Annotated in this window: 13 protein-coding genes, 2 tRNA genes and 1 riboswitch; of the genes, 6 read left to right on the forward strand and 9 right to left on the reverse strand. The window is 71.4% G+C overall.

Annotated elements, in window-relative coordinates; translation table 11 throughout:
- Nucleotides 1–42 precede the first annotated feature (42 nt).
- From lhgO to OG521_19010, 3 genes are all read left to right on the forward strand, one after another.
- Nucleotides 43–1299 (forward strand): L-2-hydroxyglutarate oxidase, encoded by a 1257-nt coding sequence (gene lhgO, locus OG521_19000; protein WUW22772.1) that lies wholly within the window; start codon nucleotides 43–45, stop codon nucleotides 1297–1299.
- A complete protein-coding gene (gene trmB / locus OG521_19005; protein WUW22773.1) occupies nucleotides 1292–2176 on the forward strand; it encodes a tRNA (guanosine(46)-N7)-methyltransferase TrmB in 885 nt (294 codons plus the stop codon). Before lhgO ends, trmB begins: the two co-directional genes overlap by 8 nt.
- A gap of 118 nt (nucleotides 2177–2294) precedes the next feature.
- The gene (locus tag OG521_19010) at nucleotides 2295–4019 is read left to right on the forward strand and encodes a PrsW family glutamic-type intramembrane protease (GenBank protein WUW22774.1); all 1725 of its coding nucleotides are present in this window, start codon (nucleotides 2295–2297) and stop codon (nucleotides 4017–4019) included.
- Nucleotides 4020–4067: 48 nt separating this feature from the next.
- Here the strand turns inward: OG521_19010 and OG521_19015 are convergent, their stop codons facing one another.
- From OG521_19015 to OG521_19030, 4 genes are all read right to left on the reverse strand, one after another.
- Nucleotides 4068–5012: an aldo/keto reductase gene (locus tag OG521_19015; protein ID WUW22775.1), complete on the reverse strand. Its 945-nt coding sequence runs from the start codon at nucleotides 5010–5012 to the stop codon at nucleotides 4068–4070.
- 161 nt (nucleotides 5013–5173) lie between these two features.
- Complete coding sequence (locus tag OG521_19020) at nucleotides 5174–6373, reverse strand: M23 family metallopeptidase (protein ID WUW22776.1); 1200 nt, start codon at nucleotides 6371–6373, stop codon at nucleotides 5174–5176.
- Between the two features lie 11 nt (nucleotides 6374–6384).
- Nucleotides 6385–6538: riboswitch (cyclic di-AMP (ydaO/yuaA leader) on the reverse strand.
- A gap of 287 nt (nucleotides 6539–6825) precedes the next feature.
- A complete protein-coding gene (locus tag OG521_19025) occupies nucleotides 6826–8040 on the reverse strand; it encodes a serine/threonine-protein phosphatase (GenBank protein WUW22777.1) in 1215 nt (404 codons plus the stop codon).
- 161 nt (nucleotides 8041–8201) lie between these two features.
- A tRNA-Met gene (locus OG521_19030) sits at nucleotides 8202–8275 on the reverse strand.
- Between the two features lie 316 nt (nucleotides 8276–8591).
- Here OG521_19030 and OG521_19035 point away from each other — a divergent pair.
- Complete coding sequence (locus tag OG521_19035; protein ID WUW22778.1) at nucleotides 8592–8993, forward strand: hypothetical protein; 402 nt, start codon at nucleotides 8592–8594, stop codon at nucleotides 8991–8993.
- A gap of 205 nt (nucleotides 8994–9198) precedes the next feature.
- Entirely contained in the window at nucleotides 9199–9609 is a 411-nt protein-coding gene (locus tag OG521_19040) for an SHOCT domain-containing protein (GenBank protein WUW22779.1), read from the forward strand.
- Between the two features lie 103 nt (nucleotides 9610–9712).
- On the opposite strand, the gene OG521_19045 is transcribed toward OG521_19040, so the two are convergent.
- The gene (locus tag OG521_19045) at nucleotides 9713–11152 is read right to left on the reverse strand and encodes an FAD-dependent oxidoreductase (GenBank protein WUW22780.1); all 1440 of its coding nucleotides are present in this window, start codon (nucleotides 11150–11152) and stop codon (nucleotides 9713–9715) included.
- A 380-nt stretch (nucleotides 11153–11532) separates the two neighbouring features.
- Between OG521_19045 and OG521_19050 the strand changes: the two genes are divergently transcribed.
- A complete protein-coding gene (locus OG521_19050) occupies nucleotides 11533–12510 on the forward strand; it encodes an alpha/beta hydrolase (protein ID WUW22781.1) in 978 nt (325 codons plus the stop codon).
- A 106-nt stretch (nucleotides 12511–12616) separates the two neighbouring features.
- Here the strand turns inward: OG521_19050 and OG521_19055 are convergent, their stop codons facing one another.
- From OG521_19055 to OG521_19070, 4 genes are all read right to left on the reverse strand, one after another.
- The gene (locus tag OG521_19055) at nucleotides 12617–13843 is read right to left on the reverse strand and encodes a lipase family protein (protein ID WUW22782.1); all 1227 of its coding nucleotides are present in this window, start codon (nucleotides 13841–13843) and stop codon (nucleotides 12617–12619) included.
- 242 nt (nucleotides 13844–14085) lie between these two features.
- A tRNA-Lys gene (locus OG521_19060) sits at nucleotides 14086–14159 on the reverse strand.
- A gap of 91 nt (nucleotides 14160–14250) precedes the next feature.
- Nucleotides 14251–15810: an amino acid permease gene (locus OG521_19065; GenBank protein ID WUW22783.1), complete on the reverse strand. Its 1560-nt coding sequence runs from the start codon at nucleotides 15808–15810 to the stop codon at nucleotides 14251–14253.
- A 155-nt stretch (nucleotides 15811–15965) separates the two neighbouring features.
- Nucleotides 15966–18110, reverse strand: coding sequence for a VCBS repeat-containing protein (locus tag OG521_19070; GenBank protein ID WUW22784.1), 2145 nt, complete (start codon nucleotides 18108–18110; stop codon nucleotides 15966–15968).
- Nucleotides 18111–18128: the final 18 nt, after the last annotated feature.

Below are 18128 nucleotides of genomic sequence, written 5' to 3' on the forward strand. Positions count from 1 at the left end.
TTGTCAGTGGGTCAGTGCACTATCGGGGTGGGAGGTGGCGTGATGATGACGCACGCGGCGTACGACTGCGATGTGCTGGTGATCGGCGGCGGGATCGTCGGCCTGTCGGCCGCGTATGCGATCACGCGGACCGCACCGGGCACGAGGGTGACCGTGCTGGAGAAGGAGTGGGGCCCCGCGCGCCACCAGACGGGGCGCAACAGCGGGGTGATCCACAGCGGCATCTACTACCCGCCGGGCTCCCTGAAGGCGCGGTACGCGCTGCGCGGCTCGGCCGAGATGGTCGAATTCTGCCGCGAGCACGGCATCGCGCACGCGGTGACCGGCAAACTGATCGTCGCGACCGGGCGCTCCGAGCTGCCCCGGCTGCACGCCCTGGTCCAGCGCGGCCGGGAGCACGGACTGCCGGTGCGCGAGCTCGGACCCGCCCAGATCGCGGAGTACGAGCCGCATGTGCGCGGCCTCGCCGCGATCCGGGTGGGCACGACGGGGGTGTGCGACTTCGGCGCGGTCACCGAGCGCTTCGCCGCCGAGGTGCGGGAAGCCGGCGGACTGATCCGGTTCGGCGCGGAGGTCACCGCGATCGACCGGCGCCCGTGGGGCGTGGCGGTGCGGACGGCGGACGGCCTGGTGGTGCGGGCCCGGGTGCTGGTCAACTGCGCGGGGCTGCACAGCGACCGGGTGGCGCGGCTGGCGGGCGACGATCCCGGGATGCGCATCGTGCCCTTCCGGGGGGAGTACTACGAGCTGACCCGGCCCGGTCTGGTGCGCGGCCTGGTCTATCCGGTGCCCGATCCGGCGTTCCCGTTCCTCGGGGTGCACCTGACCCGCGGTCACGACGGCGGCGTCCACGTCGGTCCGAACGCGGTGCCCGCGCTGGCCCGTGAGGGCTATGGCTGGCCGGTCGTCCGGCCGCGCGAGCTGTTCTCCACGCTGAGCTGGCCGGGCTCCTGGCGGATAGCGCGCAGACACTGGCGGTACGGGGCGGGCGAGGTACACCGCTCGCTGTCGAAGCACGCCTTCACGACGGCCGTGCGACGGCTGCTGCCCGAGGTGACCGAGGACGACCTGCGCCCCTCCCCGGCCGGGGTCAGGGCCCAGGCCGTGCTGCGGGACGGCACCCTGGTGGACGACTTCCTGATCCGGGAGGCCCCGCACACCGTGCACGTGCTGAACGCCCCGTCGCCCGCCGCCACGGCCGCGCTGCCCATCGGGCGGGAGGTGGCACGCAGGGCGCTGCTCCGGGCACAGGGCACGGGGTGGAAGCCTCCCGCCGTAGAATCAGGGCATTGTGTCTGAGCCCTTGAACCCCTCCCCCGCGACGCCCGGCGACGCCGCTGCCGAGACGGACAGCACGCTCCCCACCGGGACGCCCCCCACCCCACCGCACGCCACCGCCGGGATCCCGGACGAGCTGCGCGCCGCGGCCCTGGACCGTGCGCGCAGGCTGCGCCAGGAACCCCGCTTCCCGGGCGGCCCCGCGGCCGATCCGGCCGGTTCGCACCACGAGCGCCGGATCCGCAGTTTCCAGCCGCGCCGCAGCCGGGTCACCCCCGGCCAGCAGGACGCCCTGGAGCGGCTCTGGCCGAAGTGGGGCCTGGACATCGACGGGCTGCGCGTCATCGATCTGCCCGAGCTGTTCGACGGCCTCCCGGTGGTCCTGGAGATCGGCTTCGGCATGGGTGAGGCCACCGCACAGATGGGCGCCGACGACCCGGGCACCGGCATCCTCGCCGTCGACGTGCACACCCCGGGCCAGGGCAACCTGCTCGGTCTCGCGGACCGGAACGGCCTGTCCAACATCCGGGTCGCCAACGGGGACGCGATCATCCTGCTGCGGGAGATGCTGGAGCCGGACACCCTGGACGGGCTGCGCGTGTACTTCCCCGACCCCTGGCCCAAGTCGCGCCACCACAAGCGCCGCCTGATCCAGCCGGAGTTCCTGGACCTGGCGGCGCAGCGGCTGAGGCCCGGAGCGGTCCTGCACTGCGCGACCGACTGGGAGCCGTACGCCGAGCAGATGCTGGAGGTGCTGACCGCGCACCCCCGCTTCGAGAACACGGCCGCGGACGGCGGCTACGCACCCCGGCCCGCGTTCCGGCCGCTGACCCGGTTCGAGGGACAGGGCCTGGACAAGGGCCACGTCGTGCACGACCTGCTCTTCGCCCGCTGCTGACGGCGGGCGGGCCGGCCCGCCTCCCCTGCCGTCCCGTCACACCGTGCGTGCGCCCTCTTCCGGCCGGGGGCACCCACACGCCATGGCCGTTGTCAGTCCTGCTCGTTAGGGTCGTGGGGTGTCCGACGGGTCTGTCCAGCAGCAGCAGTCACAGCCGGCCGTCCCGTTGCTCGAGGAGCAGCGGGTCGGCGAGATCCTGGCTGCCGTGCCGGACCGCGGTCAGTGGCGCTACCACCCGCGCCGCGTCGGCGTGCTGTGGCGGAGCAGGACACTTCGCGTCGTCGCCGTCTTCACCGTGCTGGCGCTCTGCGGTCTGGTGATCCTGGCCCTGGTGCGCGACCAGACCGGGACGCAGGGGTTCCTCGTCGGTCTGGGGCTGGCCGTGCTGCCCGTCCCGGTGCTGATGACGGCCTTCCGCTGGCTGGACCGGGTCGAGCCGGGCCCCTGGCGGAACATGACGTTCGCCTTCGCCTGGGGTGCCTGTGCGGCCGCCCTGGTCGCGATCCTCGCGAACTCCTTCGCGACGCAGTGGATCGCCACCGCCACGGCCGATCCGGGTAACGCCGACACCCTGGGCGCCACGGTCATAGCGCCCGTCGTGGAGGAGAGCGCCAAGGCGGCCGCCGTGCTGTTGCTCTTCCTCTTCCGAAGACGGGACTTCGGCGGAATCGTCGACGGCGTGGTCGTCGCCGGCTTCACCGCGACGGGTTTCGCCTTCACCGAGAACATCCTCTACCTGGGCAACGCCTTCGGCGAGGACCAGCAGATGGGCTCCGGTTTCGCCTCGGTGACCGTGGCGACGTTCTTCGTACGGGCGGTGATGTCGCCGTTCGCGCATCCGCTCTTCACGGTGCTGACCGGCATCGGTTTCGGGATCGCCGCGAGCAGCGCGCGCCACCAGCGCCTCCGCCGCATCGCGCTCCCGCCGCTGGGCCTGCTCCTCGCGATGGGCATGCACGCCCTGTGGAACGGTTCGTCGTCGTTCGGCCCGTACGGCTTCTACGCCGTGTACGGGGCGTTCATGGTGCCGGTCTTCGGGCTGATGACCTGGCTGGCGGTCTGGTCCCGGCAGCGCGGACTGCGCACCCTCGGCATCGAACTGCCGGCCTACGCCGCGGCCGGCTGGCTGTCCCCCGCCGAACCTCTCGCCCTGTCCTCCATGCGGGCCCGCGGCATGGCCAGGGACGTCGCGCGGCAACGCGCCGCGGCGGAGGCGACGGCCGCGGCACACACCCCCGCGCACGCCGCTCACCACGCACACGTCGTCCCGCACCACGCCGCTCCTCACCACGCCGCTCCTCACCATGTGCACGCCCGGGCGCAGCTACCGGCCGCGGTGCGGAAGGCGGCGAAGGCCCGGGGCAAGGAGGCGGCCCGCGCGGTCGCCGAGTACGAGTCGTTCGCGACCTCGCTGGCCTTTCTGCGCCGGCAGGCCCGCCGCGGCACGGCGGGCCCGGACTTCGGCGTACGTGAGGTGGAGCTGCTGCACCACCTGTGGCAGCGCAGGGAGACCGCGGGCCCGGCCCTGGCGTACGCGGCACAGGCCACGGGCCGGCTGCGCCCCCGCTTCATACCCGCGGCGCCCCAGCCGTACCGGCCCCAGGGGTACGGGGCGTACGGCTCGCACCACCCCCGGACCGGACCGGCCCCGTACGCCCAGTACCCGCAGTACCCGCACCCCGCGTATCCGTACGCCGGCCGGCCCCATGGCGGGCAGACCTACGCAGGACAGACCTACGCCGGGCAGCAGCCGTACAGCGCACCGCCGTACGCGGGCCCCGCACCGTACGACCCGCCGCACGGCCCGTCGGACGGACCGAACGGGCCCGGGCAGCCGGGCTAGACGTCCGGACCTGGCAGCCGGGCCAGACGTCCGGACCGGGCAGCCGGACTAGGCGGAAGCCTCGGTGAGGAGCGCGAGCTCCTGGTCCGTCAGCCGCAGTTCGGCGACGGCCACCAGCGCGGGAAGCTGCTCGACCGTACGGGCCGACGCGATCGGCGCGGCGACGGTCGGCCGGGCGGCCAGCCACGCCAGCGCCACGGTCGCGATCTCCGCGTCCCGCTGCTGCGCCACCGTGTCGAGCGCGGCGAGCACCTTCTGCCCGCGCTCCGACTCCAGGTGCGTGGCCGCACTGCCCGCGCGGGCGCTGTCGACGGAGGTGCCCGGACGGTACTTGCCGGTGAGGAATCCGGAGGCGAGGGCGAAGTACGGGACGGCGGCGAGCCCGGCGGCGGCCGCGGTGTCCTGGAGCTCACCCTCGTAGGTGTCGCGGGAGACGAGGTTGTAGTGCGGCTGCAGGGCCACGTACCGGGCGAGTCCCTCGCGCTCGGAGAACTCCAGCGAGGCGCGGAGCCGCTCCGGGCTGATGTTGGAGGCGGCGATCTCGCGGACCTTTCCGTCCTTCACCAGCTGGTCGAGCGCGGTGATGATCTCCTCGACCGGGACGGTCTCGTCGTCGAAGTGCGTGTAGTAGAGGTCGATGTGGTCGGTGCCGAGCCGGCGCAGCGACTCCTCGGCGGCGGCCTTGATCGTGGTGGCGGAGAGCCCCTTGTACGAGGGGTGGGCGCCGACCTTGGTGGCCACGACGATGTCGGAGCGGTTGCCGCGCGCGGCGAGCCACTTGCCGATGAGGGTCTCCGACTCGCCGCCCTCGTTGCCGGGGACCCAGGCCGAGTAGGAGTCGGCGGTGTCGATGAAGTTGCCGCCGGCCGCCGCGTACGCGTCGAGGACGGCGAAGGACTGCGCCTCGTCGGCGGTCCAGCCGAAGACGTTGCCCCCGAGGGCGAGCGGGAAGACCTGAAGGCTGGAGGAACCGAGTGTGCGAAGAGAAGTCATGGGTGGAACAACCCGCTCCACCGGCTCCGCTATTCCATGCCCGGTACAGGTACATGGATGAACGCCGTGGAGACGGACCGGCAGCCCTGACGTCGGGGGGTGAGCGTCAGGGCTGCCGGGGTTTCATCGTCCGGCCGGAGGACCGGCGGAGGTGAACGGTCTCAGACCGTCAGACCACGGGCACGCAGCCAGGCCATCGGGTCGATGCCGGTGCCGTCCGGGGTGTGGACCTCGAGGTGGAGGTGCGGGCCGGTCACGTTGCCGGTCGCGCCGACGCGTCCGATGGTGTCGCCGGTGGTGACCTTCTGGCCGATGCTGACGTCCATCGAGGACTGGTGGCAGAACCACAGCTCGGTGCCGTCCTCCAGCTCCAGGACCGTGCGGTAGCCGTAGGAACCGGAGTAGCCGGCCGACTTGACCGTGCCGCTGTGGATCGCCTTGATCGGCGTACCGGTGGGCGCCGCGAAGTCGAGGCCCGTGTGGTAGCCGGAGGACCACATCGATCCGGCCTCGCCGAAGGTCGAGGTGATCGTGTACGACGAGGTGGGGATGGCGTAGCTGGCGGCGAGCTTGGCGAGCCGCAGGGCCTCCGCCTTCTTCTTCGCCTCCTCGGCCGCCTTCTTCTTCTCGGCGGCGATCTTGGCCTCGGCGGCGTCCTGCTGCTTCTTCGCCTCGGCGGCCGCCTTCTCCGCCGCGGCCTTCTCCTCGGCCGCCTTGACCTCGGCGTCGGCGGAGTCCTGCTGCTGCTCGGCCTGCTGGAGGATGCGGGCGCGGAGCGCCTCGCCCGCGTCGGTGGTGCCCTGCTCGGCCTCGGCGGTGGTGATGCCGGCGGACGTCAGCGGGGCGGCGGCGATCGCGGCGTCGGCCTTGTCCGCCGCGGACTCGGTCCCGCCCGCGAACAGTGCGCCCACGCCAGGAAGGGACTTGGCGTCGGGGAGATTGTCCGAGATGGCATCGGGTAGGGAGATGGAGACCGGCGGCTTGCTCTGGGCGGTGGCCATGCCACCCGCACCGACGGCCGCTATGACGCCGACGCCGAGGACGGTGGAGCTGCGGGCCAGACCATTGCGCTGCTTGGCGACGCGGTGCTTGCCGCGCACGGGACGGACGGACTCCTCGGTGGGATTCCATTCCTCCCAGGCCCGGTCGGCCCCGGCCTCGTCGGCGCGGAAGGTATCGACGCGGACGCCGTCGGCGCGGAAGTCGTTGGTGAAGTCGCTGCCCCGATCGGTCCCGTAATCGGTCGCGTAGTCGGCCCCGTACTCCGTACCGAAAGCGGTAGCGGATCCGGTCGCGAAGTCATTGCCGTACTCGGACCCGAACCGGGAGGGAGATTCTGGGGCAGGCTTGTTGGACGCCACGGGGGCGCACTCCTTTCCTTCCTTCTCGCCTACCGGGTTAGCTGACGGGTTCGGAGCAGGAAGGTCTCCTACGAGTACCTCCGCCTCGAAACGAGACAGAGATGCCCGATTCACCCCATGTAGGTGGTTCCCCGGTTCCCTTGCGGAATTCGGCGCTCGCGCACGGTGCCGCCACTGACGGCGGCAGGGACAACCGCGCTGCGTTATCGAACGTTAATAGACACCCGGGTCCGATTCCAAGCCGTTCCCACTGATCGTTCACGTCTTTGGCCTGGACTTTACGGGACACAACCGGGTGGAATCGGGCGAGTTGATCGCCTCTCGGGCGATACCGTCTTTCTGACGTTACGTCAAACGTTATGCGGAGGGGTGTCTTTCAGTTACGGACAGTGGTATCCGCGGCCGGAGCCCTCCCGCACCGTCCCCCGCCGCCGGCACCGGCGGCCACCCGCTCAGCCGGAGCCGTCGCCCAGACCGACGATCTTCACGGTCGTCCGCCGGTCCGGCTGGCCCTCGGCGGGCCGCAGGACCGCGAGCAGGGCCATGTCGTCCGTCGACTCGCCACCCGTGTGCAGCCGGACGTCGTCGGTCAGCGCGGACAGCAGTTCCTCGGGCCCCGGGAAGATCCGTCCGCGCAGCCGCTCGGCGGGGTCGTAGAAGACCCCTTCGGTGTTACGGGCCTCGGAGAGGCCGTCCGTGTAGAAGAGGAGCGTCGACCCGGCGGGCAGCTCCCACTCGTCCGCCCGGTCCGGCCACACCCCCAGGTCCATGCCCAGCGGCAGCGCGGGCACGGACGGGCCGAGCACGTCCAGCGCCCCGTCCGTGTGCAGCAGCAGCGGCTCGGGGTGGCCGCGGTTGACGATCCGCACCCGGGCCGAACCCGGCGGGATCTCCGCGAGCGCCGCGGTGATGAACCCCTCGACCGCGTCGAGACCGCCGCGCCGGCTCGACTCGCGCGCCAGCGCACGCTCCAGCCGCTCCGCCACGCCCTCCAGCGTCTCCTCCTGCTCGGCCGCCTCCCGGAACGCCCCGATGATCACCGCCACCGCCTCCACGGCGTCCAGCCCCTTGCCGCGCACGTCCCCGACCACCAGCCGCACCCCGTGCGGGGTGTCCGTGACCGAGAAGAGGTCGCCGCCGACGAACTCGTCCGCCTGGGCCGCCTCGTACCGCGCGGCCACGTGCAGTCCGCCGATCCGCTCGGCCGGCGTCGGCAGCACCGCCCGCATCGCGGTCTCCGCGATGACGCGGGCCGAGGCCAGCTGCTCGTTACTGCGCCGCACGACGCCGTTGATCACCACGGCGAGGACGGAGACGGTGAGGACGGTGAGCATCTCGATGGAGGGCACGACCCGGATCACATGGCCGTCGTAGAGACGCACCCCGGCGACGGCCAGCAGTGCGGCGATGCCGGTCCGAACGGTGCTGGCGAGCGAGAAGAAGGGCGCCGCGATCAGCGGGGCCGCCGCGAACAGCGGGATGGCGGTGAAGGCGGGCGGGGTGAGGAGGTCGAACGCCACGCCACCGATGATCATCAGTGCCGGCAGCGCCCGGACGAACCGGCGGGCGCGCACGCTCCCGGCACGCCCCTTCCGCCGCTTCTCCCGCTTCCCCACCTGTTTGGTCTCCTGCCCGGCGCACCCACGGCCGCGGACGGTACCGCGCACCACCTCCAGGCTTCCCGGAGCGGGGTCGCGGGGCGACTCCACGTCGGCCAATGGGGGTACGTGCGCGGTGCGGGTCCCGCCGGTCGCCGGGCCGACGGCCCGGCGACGTACAAACGAATCAGGCCCGGCACGCTGTATGCATGCCGGGCCTGATTCTTCAGTAGCGGGGACAGGATTTGAACCTGCGACCTCTGGGTTATGAGCCCAGCGAGCTACCGAGCTGCTCCACCCCGCGTCGGTAAACACAACTCTACGGCATGTTCGAGGCGCGCATGACCACTCCGCCCCCGCACCCCTGACCGGCCGCCCGCCACGCCCCGCCCGCTCGCACTGGCCTGCCACCACCTCACACCCCCGCGAACACCCCGACGGAACGTCAAAGTGTTGAAACCGAGAAGGTGTTGCGAGGAACACGTGTTCTGCCGCAAGGTGTCTGCTGCACCCTCCGGACCGGTGGGCTGCCCGTGCGAGCAGTCCCTGGAGCGCGCATGCCGCCGCGCCCGTGAGCCGCTCCCGGTCTCCATCGCAGCCTGTCTGGAGGGCCCTCGACGATGACCGCACCGCTCACCACTCCTGCCCCCACCGCCACCTCCGCCCCGGCGGCCCCGGCCGCCCCGCCCTCTCCCGTACGCGCAGCCGCCGTCAGCGGCCTCATCGGCGGCGTGATGGGGGCACTGATGAGCGCGGCGGTGAACTACGCGGCCATCGGGCTTCCGGACAGCGAGTCGGTCAACGCGGTCAACCACGCGATATCGGGTCTGGCCAGCGGCTTCCTCGCCGGCTTCATAGGACTCCTGATGCACATCCGGAAGACCACGACGGTCGCGCACGCGGCGCAGACCGCGCCCGCGCCCGCCTCGGACGCCTCCGGGATTCCGCAGCAGGCCGAGCCGGCCGAACCCGCCACCGGCACACCCGACGCCGAGGCCCCAGTCTCCGTACCGGAGAAGTAGCCGCTGCCGAAGAAACGGCCAGCACAGGAGAAGTTGCCAGTAGCGGGTACAGGAGAAGCGGCCACCGCGCGCCCCGCCACACCACGTCGCACCCCGCCCTCCCCCGCCCGGCCCATCCCGGGCCACGCCAACGGGCGAGTGGATAAATGCGGTGATATGACTGATTTCAGATTCAGCCATGTCGGCGCGGCGTCTGGAGTGGACGATGGACGACTATCCCCTGCTCAATCTGTTCTGGACCATGCTCTGGTTCTTCCTCTGGATCATGTGGCTCTTCCTTCTGTTCCGGGTCATCATGGACATTTTCCGTAGTGACGACCTCGGCGGCTGGGCCAAGGCGGGCTGGCTGATCCTGGCCCTGGTGCTGCCGTATCTGGGCGTGCTGATCTACGTGATCGCACGCGGCAAGTCCATGGGGACGCGCGATGTGAAGGAAGCGAAGGAACGTGACGCCGCGTTCAAGGCGTACGTGAGAGACGCCGCGGGCACGTCCGACGCGAACGGCGCACCGAAGGCCAGCCACGTCGAGGACCTGTCGAAACTCGCGGATCTCAAGGACAAGGGCGCGATCACGGAGGACGAGTACCAGCGGGCGAAGACGAAGCTCCTCGTCTGACCTCCGGATCACGCACGGCCCTGGCGCCGGTGCCGGCCACGAATGGCCGGCACCGGCGCCGCCGTGCTGTCGGGACCGGGAGCGGCGCGAAACCTCCCCTCCCTCAGAGGGGCTGCCCGGCGGCCCGCACGGCCGACTCCCACTCCTCGCGGGCGGGCCCGTCGAACACGGGGGTGAAGTCCGGGTGTTCCGCCAGCCAGCACGCGAGGCGGGCGCGTACCTCCTCCGTTCCGTACGCCTCGTCGGCGGGCTGGACGAGATGACGGATGCGGGCCCTGGCCCGCATCACGACCGGGTCGTCCCAGGAACAGGCGGACAGGGCAGCCTGCGCGCGGGCCTCCTCGGTGCGCGGATTCCGCGGCACCCGGGCCGGGTTCCTGAGCCGGCTGTCGTTGGCCCGGTCCATCGCGACCTGCACGTCGAACCACGGCCGCAGCGCCCGCCCGGTCCAGCGGTGGAAGTCGCCCGCGAACCCCGCCGGGTCGCCGGCGGCCTCCCCCGCATGGGCCGCCACCCACTGCGCCGCCCACAGGGCCAGCGCCACTCCCTGCCCCATCGTGGGATTGGTGTGGGTGACCGCGTCACCGACCCCGACCAGCCCCGTGACCACGGGCCCTGCGTCGTCGCACAGCCCGGTCCACCGGTTGTCGAGACCGCCCATCGCCAGCACCCCGGAGATCGCCTCGGGCCGCAGATCCAGCCAGGCGGCCACGGCGGGGAACGTCCTGGCGACCCGTTCGAAGACCTCGGGGTCCAGGAGTGCGCCACGGGTGGGGTCGGCCGTGGACACGGTCAGGGACACCGCGAAGGTGCCGTTGTCCGAGGGGAACACCCCGCCGACCGCGAAGGCCGCCACCGAACCGGCCTTGACCCGCCCCGGATTCCTCGGCCCGTCCGGCGACAGCCGGTACCAGCGGCAGAAGTACGCGATCCCGATCCGGTGGTTCTCCACGACCACCTCCCGGCAGCCCGCGGCGGACAGCCATCCCGGCACCGGGGAGCGGCGCCCGCAGGCGTCGAGCACCAGATCGGCATCGTGGCGCCCGGACCGCGACCGCACCCCTGTCACCCGGGGAACGTCACCGCGCCCATCCACGATCAGCCCCTCCGCGGGCTCCCCGAGCCGGAGATCGACGGCCGGCTCGCGACGTACGGCTTCATACAGCGCCGTCTCCAGCACGATGCGCCGCGTCTGGACGGTGACGAGGTCCTCGTCCCCCGGGCGGGCGGGCGGCGGTTCGGTGAACCATTCGAGTTCGTTGCGTTCGCCCGCGCCCATGCGCAGCATCGCGTCGTACACGTCGGGGGTCTCCGCCCGCAGCACGGTACGGACCGGGGCGAGGAGTCCGTGCGGCTGGACGGCCTGGGGCACTCCGGGGCGCCGCCAGTCGAAGAAGTCCTCGTCGAGACCGTGCCCCGGACGGTGTCCGTCGCGCTCCAGCACGGTGACCGTGTGCCCACGACGCGCCAGGAACAGCGCGGCGGCCAGCCCGCCGATCCCGCCGCCGACCACCGCGACCCGTGTGCCCGCGCCCTGTGTCAATGCAGCTCCCCGGAGGCCGTGTTGCCCGTCCACGCCGGCCGGGGAACGAATTGCCCCGGGCGTCGTCGCGAACCTCCCCCGCCCACAGGCGGACAACACACGGAAGGATCCCAAGTGGCCCATGCAACAGGGCGGGACCGGCCCCCTCCGAGAAGGCCCTCCCAGCCCGTACGTCCCTGCTGAACGGCTTCCGCGCCGCCAGCCGGTCCGCGCGGATCCATGCTGACGACACGGAACGACGGCGAACGGCGTCGGCGCCGTGGCAGACCGCCGGCGCTCTTCGGCTTGCAGTGCCGTCGTTCGCGGGAATCATGGGGACGGGAGAAAAGAGCGGGGGATCCGTGCCCTGACCTGGGGGCACCGTATGCACTGGAGCACTGATGACGCAGCTTCCCCCGCCCGTCACGCCCTACCTGGAGCCCGCCGCGAAGGAACTCGCCGACGCGACCGACCCGCACCCGCGGATCTACGAGGTACCGCCGGAACAGGGCCGCGACATCCTCGCCGGCCTGCAGAGCGGCGAGGGCGTCCCCCGCCCGGAGGTCGACGAGGAGTGGGTGGACGTCGATGCCGGCGAGTGGGGCACGGTCAGGACCCGCATCATCCGCCCCAAGGGCGCGACGGGTCCGCTGCCGGTCGTCGTCTACATCCACGGCGCGGGCTGGGTGTTCGGCGACGACAAGACGCACGACCGGCTCTTCCGCGAGCTGGTCGTCGGTGCGGGCGCCGCGGGCGTCTTCCCGGTGTACGACCGGGCACCGGAGGCGAAGTACCCGACGCAGGTCGAGCAGAACTACGCCGTGGGCCAGTGGGTGCTCAAGAACGGCGCCGACCACAGCCTCGACACCTCCCGCGTCGCGGTGACCGGCGAGTCGGTCGGCGGCTGCATGTCGGCGGTGTTCGCGCTCATGAACAAGGAGCGCGACAACGGCATCGATCTCAAGGCGCAGGTCCTGCTGTACCCGGTGACGGACGCCGACTTCGAGACACCGTCGTACCAGCAGTTCGCCGAGGGCTACTACCTCACCCGCGACGGAATGAAGTGGTTCTGGGACGCGTACACCGCCGACCCCGCCGAACGGAAACAGCACTACGCCTCCCCGCTCCGCTCCAGCCTCGACCAGCTCAAGGGGCTGCCGGCCACCCTGGTCATCACCGACGAGGCGGACGTCCTGCGCGACGAGGGCGAGAAGTACGCGAACAAGCTCCGCGAGGCGGGCGTCGACGTCACCGCGGTCCGGGTCGCCGGAATGGTCCACGACTTCCTGCTCCTGGACAGCCTCCGCGACACCCGCGCCGCCAACGTCGCACGCCACCTGGCGATCGACGCCCTGAAGAAGGCACTGCACGGGAGCTGAACGGGCTCCTTCCCGGCCGGCCCGTGGGCCGGCCGGGAGGTTCCTCGGGTCCGAGGCGATCGAGACGGTCAAGGCACAGACGGGATTCCCGATCCGCCCGTCCCGGTCAGCAGGTGCTCGGGGCGGACTCCCCCGCGAAGCGGTCCGCGAGCCAGGGGAGTCCGTCGGCACTGGTCGCCTCGGTCGCTGCGATGTGTCCGGGGACGATGTTGCCCGCGAACCTGACCGTCACGCCCAGCCGGCACCAGTCGGCGGCCAGGTCCTTGCCGACCTGCTGGGGGATGACGTCGTCCAGGGCGCTGTGCGAGAGCAGGACGGGTACGGCGGGCTTGCGCTCGCCGAGCCGCTGGTCGGCCACGATCGCGTTCCACGGGGCACGCTTGAGGCGCTCGGTGAGCGGGCGCCCGTCCACGGTCAGGAAACGCGAGTTCAGGAACGGGTACTTGGCGAGGGCCTGGGTCGTGCACAGGTTGTCGCGCAGGTCGTTCGTCACGCGCTTGCCATGGGCGGTCAGGTACGGGTCGATGTCGATGCCGTACGCGGTGGCCAGGCCGGAGAGGGCGTAGTTGAAGAAGGCCCCGTAGGCGGAGCCGTCCATGCTGTCGGCCACCTTGTTCATGTCCGCGGGCGGAGCGCCGACGACGGCGCCCTTGATCTTCAGCTCGGGCGCGTAGGTGGGGGCCAGTTCGGCGGCGGACGCCGTGGCGCCGCCGCCCTGGGAGTAGCCGTAGAGCGCGACCGGACCGGCGTCCGGGAGATCCACCGCGTCCAGGCGCTGGGCCGCCCTGACGGAGTCCAGGACCGCGCGGCCCTGCGCCTCGCGGGTCATGTACGTGTGGACTCCGGGCGTGCCGAGCCCCTGGTAGTCCGTCACCACCACGGCATAACCCCGGTCCAGGAGCCGCTTGATGGGCAGCGCCTCGTACTCGGTGCCGTCGGCCATCTGGTGCGAGGGGGCGCACTTGTCCGCCAGGCCCTGCGTGCCGGGGGCGAACGCGACGATCGGGCGTTCACCGTACGGGGACGTCGCGGGGTTCAGCACGGTGCCGGTGACGACGATGACCTTGCCGGTGCGGTCGGTGGTGCGGTACATGATCCGGTGCACGGTCGCCTTGACCTTGATCGCCTTGAGCGGGTCCAGGTAGAAGACACCCGACTCCGAGCTGAGCACATCACCGTTGTCGGCAGCCAGAACGGCCGGCCGTGACTCAACTCGCGACTGGCCGCCGGCGGTGGCCGCCTGACCGGACGAGGCGGTGAGGGCGAGCGCGGCAACGGCGGTGGCAGTGACGGCGGCCGCGGCAGGCAGGTGGGGGGCGTGACGACGCAACACGAGGGGCTCCTCGGTCGGGGAATCGGAAGATCCACTGACTACCGGAGACGCGACGCTCGACACCACGTATGTGTTGATGTGTCGCGTATTTGGCGGAAAGCGGCTCTCGCATGGAAACCCGGCGTCTGTTGTCGGCCCGTCCGCTCACGCAAGAGCCCCGGAACGACGCAGCGCCCCGACCGGATGGAACCGGTCGAGGCGCTGAGCGGCAGGTCGGATGGGCTTCCCCGCCCTGCATCGCGTAGGCCGTGTGGGACTCGAACCCACAACCAACGGATTAAAAGTCCGCTGCTCTGACCAATTGAGCTAACGGCCCTCGGCGAATCTCCCACGAGCATAGCCCGCCGTGGCCCGGCCTCCGATCGGGTATCGGTTGCCGGGCCCGGTCGTCGTGGCAGCGCCCCCGTTCAGCGGGGAGTATTGCGGGCGATCGTGCGTTTGTGATCCGGATTGAGGAACCAGTGGCGGGCCGAGGCGAACCACCAGGTGGCGGCGAAGCCCAGGACCACCAGGACCGCGACCGGGGCGTAGTTGAAGGTCTCCCAGGTGACGGGCGACACCTGGGGCAGCATGAAGAGCACCGTGATCACCACGACCCACACCACCGCGACGATGCCGATGGGGCGGGACCAGCGGCCCAGGTGCCAGGGGCCGGGGCGGAAGTCGTCGCCGCGCAGGAGGCGGAGCAGGGTGGGGATGACGTAGGCGATGTAGAGGCCGATCACCGCGATGGAGGTGACGGCCGCGTACGCGGTGACGTTGATCAGGTACGGGAGGCCCAGGACAAGCGCGCCGGTGGCGGCCAGCCAGACCGCCGCCACGGGGGTCCTGGTGCGGGGGCTCACCGTGTGCCAGACGCGGGAGAACGGCAGGGCGCCGTCCCGGGAGAAGGCGTAGATCATCCTGCTGTTCGCGGTCACGGACGCCATGCCGCAGAAGAGCTGGGCGCCGATCACCACCAGGAGCAGCAGCTTGCCCGTGGTCGCGCCCAGGGCGTCGAGGAGGATCTGGGCGGGCGGGGCCCCGGTCGGTGAGCCGAGGGCTCCGTCGTACGACTGGATGGCGAAGGTGAAGCCGAGCAGCAGGACGAATCCGGCGATCCACGAGGTCCAGATCGACTGGACGATGCCGCGCGGGCCGGCGGTCGCGGCGTCGTGCGTCTCCTCCGTCATGTGGGCGGAGGCGTCGTAGCCGGTGAAGGTGTACTGGGCCATCAGCAGCCCGATCATCACCACGTAGAAGCCGCTGCCCCACCCGGTGTTGTTCACGAACTCGGTGAAGACGAACGAGGCCGACTGGTGCGAGTCCGGTACGAACGTCAGCGCGCCGACGATCACCGCGACCCCGAGCACGTGCCACCAGACGCTGACGCTGTTGAGGATCGCGACGATCCGCACGCCGAACGTGTTCAGCAGGCCGTGCAGCAGCAGGATGGCGGCGAAGAGGAGGATCGTGCGGCCCGGGGTGACCTCGAAGTCGAACTGGAGGTTCAGGTACGCCCCCAGGAACGACGCCGCCCCGAAGTCGATCCCGGCGGTCACGGCGACCTGCCCCAGCACGTTGAACCACCCCGTGAACCACGCCCACGCGGCCGCCGAGCGGGGCGGGGCCAGCCGGTGGGCCCAGAAGTACAGGCCCGCGGAGGTCGGGTACGCCGAACAGATCTCGGCCATCGCCAGACCGACGAACAGCGTCATCAGGCCGACGCCGACCCAGCCCCAGGTGATCAGGACCGGGCCGCCGGTGTTCATGCCGAACAGGTAGAGGGTCAGGCAGCCGGAGAGCACCGAGATGATCGTGAACGAGACCGCGTAGTTGGAGAACGCGGACATCCGGCGCGCGAGGACCTGTGTGTAGCCGAGCTCGGCCAGCCGCGCCTCGTCCGAGTCTGCGGGTGGGGCGGGAGAGGGTGGCGGGGGCGGCGGGGACGGGTTCTCGGGCGGCGCGCCGCCTGGGTTGTTTGTCATGCCCCCAGCGATTCCCTCGCTGGGGGCATGACATGCGCAGGGCGCGTCCCACGTACGGGACGGCCCACCGTCAGAACGCGACCCGCTTTACGGGACGGCCCACCGTCAGGACGCAGCCCGAGTACGGGACGGCCCGTACGCGGGCCGTCCCGCTGTCAGTAGATCCCCTTGTAGACCTGCCATCCGGTGGCGATCGGGGTTCGGGCCCCGAACGACCCCTTGCCGTTACCGTCGTTGCGGAAGAGCTTCCCCGCCGAGTCGCGTACGACGATGTCGTGCCTGCCGTCGCCCGACAGATCCCCGATGCCCACGACGGTGTCGTACGTACGCCCCCAGTCCGAGAACACCTTCACCCGCGGCGCGAACGTGCCGTCGGCCCGGCCGTCGTACCGCCACAGGCCTCCGCTGCGGTCGTGCCCGAGCAGGTCGGGGCGGCCGTCGCCGGTGAGGTCCCCCGCGCCCGTGATCTGCGCGTACGTCTTCCAGTTGTTGAAGATCTTCACCCTGGCCGCGAACTTCCCGCCGGCCGCACCCGCGTAGAAGTACATGTCGCCGGTGCTCGTCTGCCGTGCGACGAGATCGGCCCGGCCGTCCCCGTTCACATCACCGGGCGAGGTCAGCACGTCGTACTGCTGCCAGCCCTTCCCGACCGAGAGGTGACTGCTCGCAGGCGTGTATCCCGACGTGCCGCAGCGGCCCGCGTACTGACGGAGCTCGCCGCCCGGAAGCCGGACGAGCAGTTCGGCGCAACGGTCGCTGCCGGTGTCCGCGAACGGCACGGCGAGAGTGCCCGCCGGCCATCCGGAGCCGGACGTCTTGCCGTCGAAGCGTCCCGCGATCTGCCCGAACTGAACGGTCAGGGCACCGGAGGAGTTGAGGGTGACCAGGTCGCCGAAGGCGTAGTAGCCCTGGTCGTGGAAGCCTTCCTCGCCGCCGGCGACACCGACACTCCCGCTGGTGGTGTACGTGCCGCCACCGTCGGCGGCCGTCGCCTTCAGGGACCAGGTGTGGGGCCCGCTGCGGGTGTAGCCGCCGGTGTCGGTGGTGCCGTCCCAGGTGACGTCGACCTCCGTGCCCGGTTCGCCCTTCATGGTGCGTACGGTGCGCCCGAGCCAGTCCTTGACGGTGAACGTCCAGTTCACGGGCTTGTTGAACTGCCAGGTGCTCGACCGGTCCGGGAGGCCGTCCGCACCCCCGATGTAGATGTCGTTCGTGGCGGGATCGGACGCGATCTTCGCGAGCGGCTGGGCCGATACCCCGCTGGGCACGATGTGCACGGTGGCCGTGGAGTCGAGGTAGGCGATGTCCCCGCCGAACTTGTCCACCGCCCAGGTGAGCCGCCGCTGGTCGGCGACCGTTCCGGCCGGCACATCGGCAACCGCTCGCGGCGCCGCGACAGTCCCCGTGTGGAAGTCCGTGAGCATCAGCTTGCCGGCCGCCCGGTCGTGCCGGACCAGGAATCCGTCGCCGACGAGCGCGGGCCCCGACGGCACGGAGACGGATCTCTTCGACGTACGGTCGTAGACCCCCGCCGGTCCGGCCGAGCCGCAGTTCCAGTAGACCCAGCGTCCGACCACCCGCAGTTCCTTGATCACGCAAGGGGCGCCGGTGGCGACCGTCTCCATGACCTTCTTCCGCGCGATGTCGGTCGAGGTGACGGCACCCGCCGTGGCACTCGCGGCCCAGAGCCTGGTCCCCCACACCGCGGCGGCGGTGGGTTTGCGCGTCCATTCCTCCTGGGTGAGGCGGTACTTCTGGACCCCCAGTACGTACTGCCTGGACGGTGATCCCGCGTCGACGACCGAGTAGCGGCCGGTCAGGTCCACGATGTTCGCCGCGGGGAACTGCGCGTCCGGGGCGTAGTACAGCTCGTTGGGATCCACCCAGACCTTCACGGTCTCCAGACCGCCGGACGTCACCTCGGTCACGCCGTAGTGGCCGTTGCCCGCAGCGGTCAGGGGAACGCAGGAACCGGCGTCGCACTGCACCCGCTCCAGGTGGTCCCCGGTCGCGTACACGCCCGCGAACGCCCCGCGCAGCGGCTCGCCCACGGACGTCCCGTCCGCACTGATCCGGCGCGACAGGACGTACTGCATGTCGTTGGTGAAGCGCTCCACCGTGTTCAGCACGCCGCCGCCGAAGTCCAGACCCCAGACACCCGTCGTGCTGATCCTGGCCGGAGCGGCGGCTGCCGGCGGGGCCTCCCGGGCGGCAGCGCCGGTGGCGGGCAGCGCCCCGCCGACGGAGGCGAGCACGGCCAGCGCTGCCGCCGCCCTGAGTGCACGGGCAGATATGGACAAGGATTTCCCTCTGTCTCC

Source organism: Streptomyces sp. NBC_01463 (assembly GCA_036227345.1).
In the GTDB taxonomy this organism is placed as follows: domain Bacteria; phylum Actinomycetota; class Actinomycetes; order Streptomycetales; family Streptomycetaceae; genus Streptomyces.

Bases quoted from the DNA above. Each gene is read 5' to 3' on its own strand.
- lhgO (WUW22772.1), top strand. From the start codon at position 43: ATGATGACGCACGCGGCGTACGACTGCGATGTGCTGGTGATCGGCGGC.
- OG521_19015 (WUW22775.1), bottom strand. From the start codon at position 5,012: ATGACTTCTCTTCGCACACTCGGTTCCTCCAGCCTTCAGGTCTTCCCG.
- OG521_19035 (WUW22778.1), top strand. From the start codon at position 8,592: ATGACCGCACCGCTCACCACTCCTGCCCCCACCGCCACCTCCGCCCCG.
- OG521_19040 (WUW22779.1), top strand. From the start codon at position 9,199: ATGGACGACTATCCCCTGCTCAATCTGTTCTGGACCATGCTCTGGTTC.
- OG521_19050 (WUW22781.1), top strand. From the start codon at position 11,533: ATGACGCAGCTTCCCCCGCCCGTCACGCCCTACCTGGAGCCCGCCGCG.
- OG521_19065 (WUW22783.1), bottom strand. From the start codon at position 15,810: ATGACAAACAACCCAGGCGGCGCGCCGCCCGAGAACCCGTCCCCGCCG.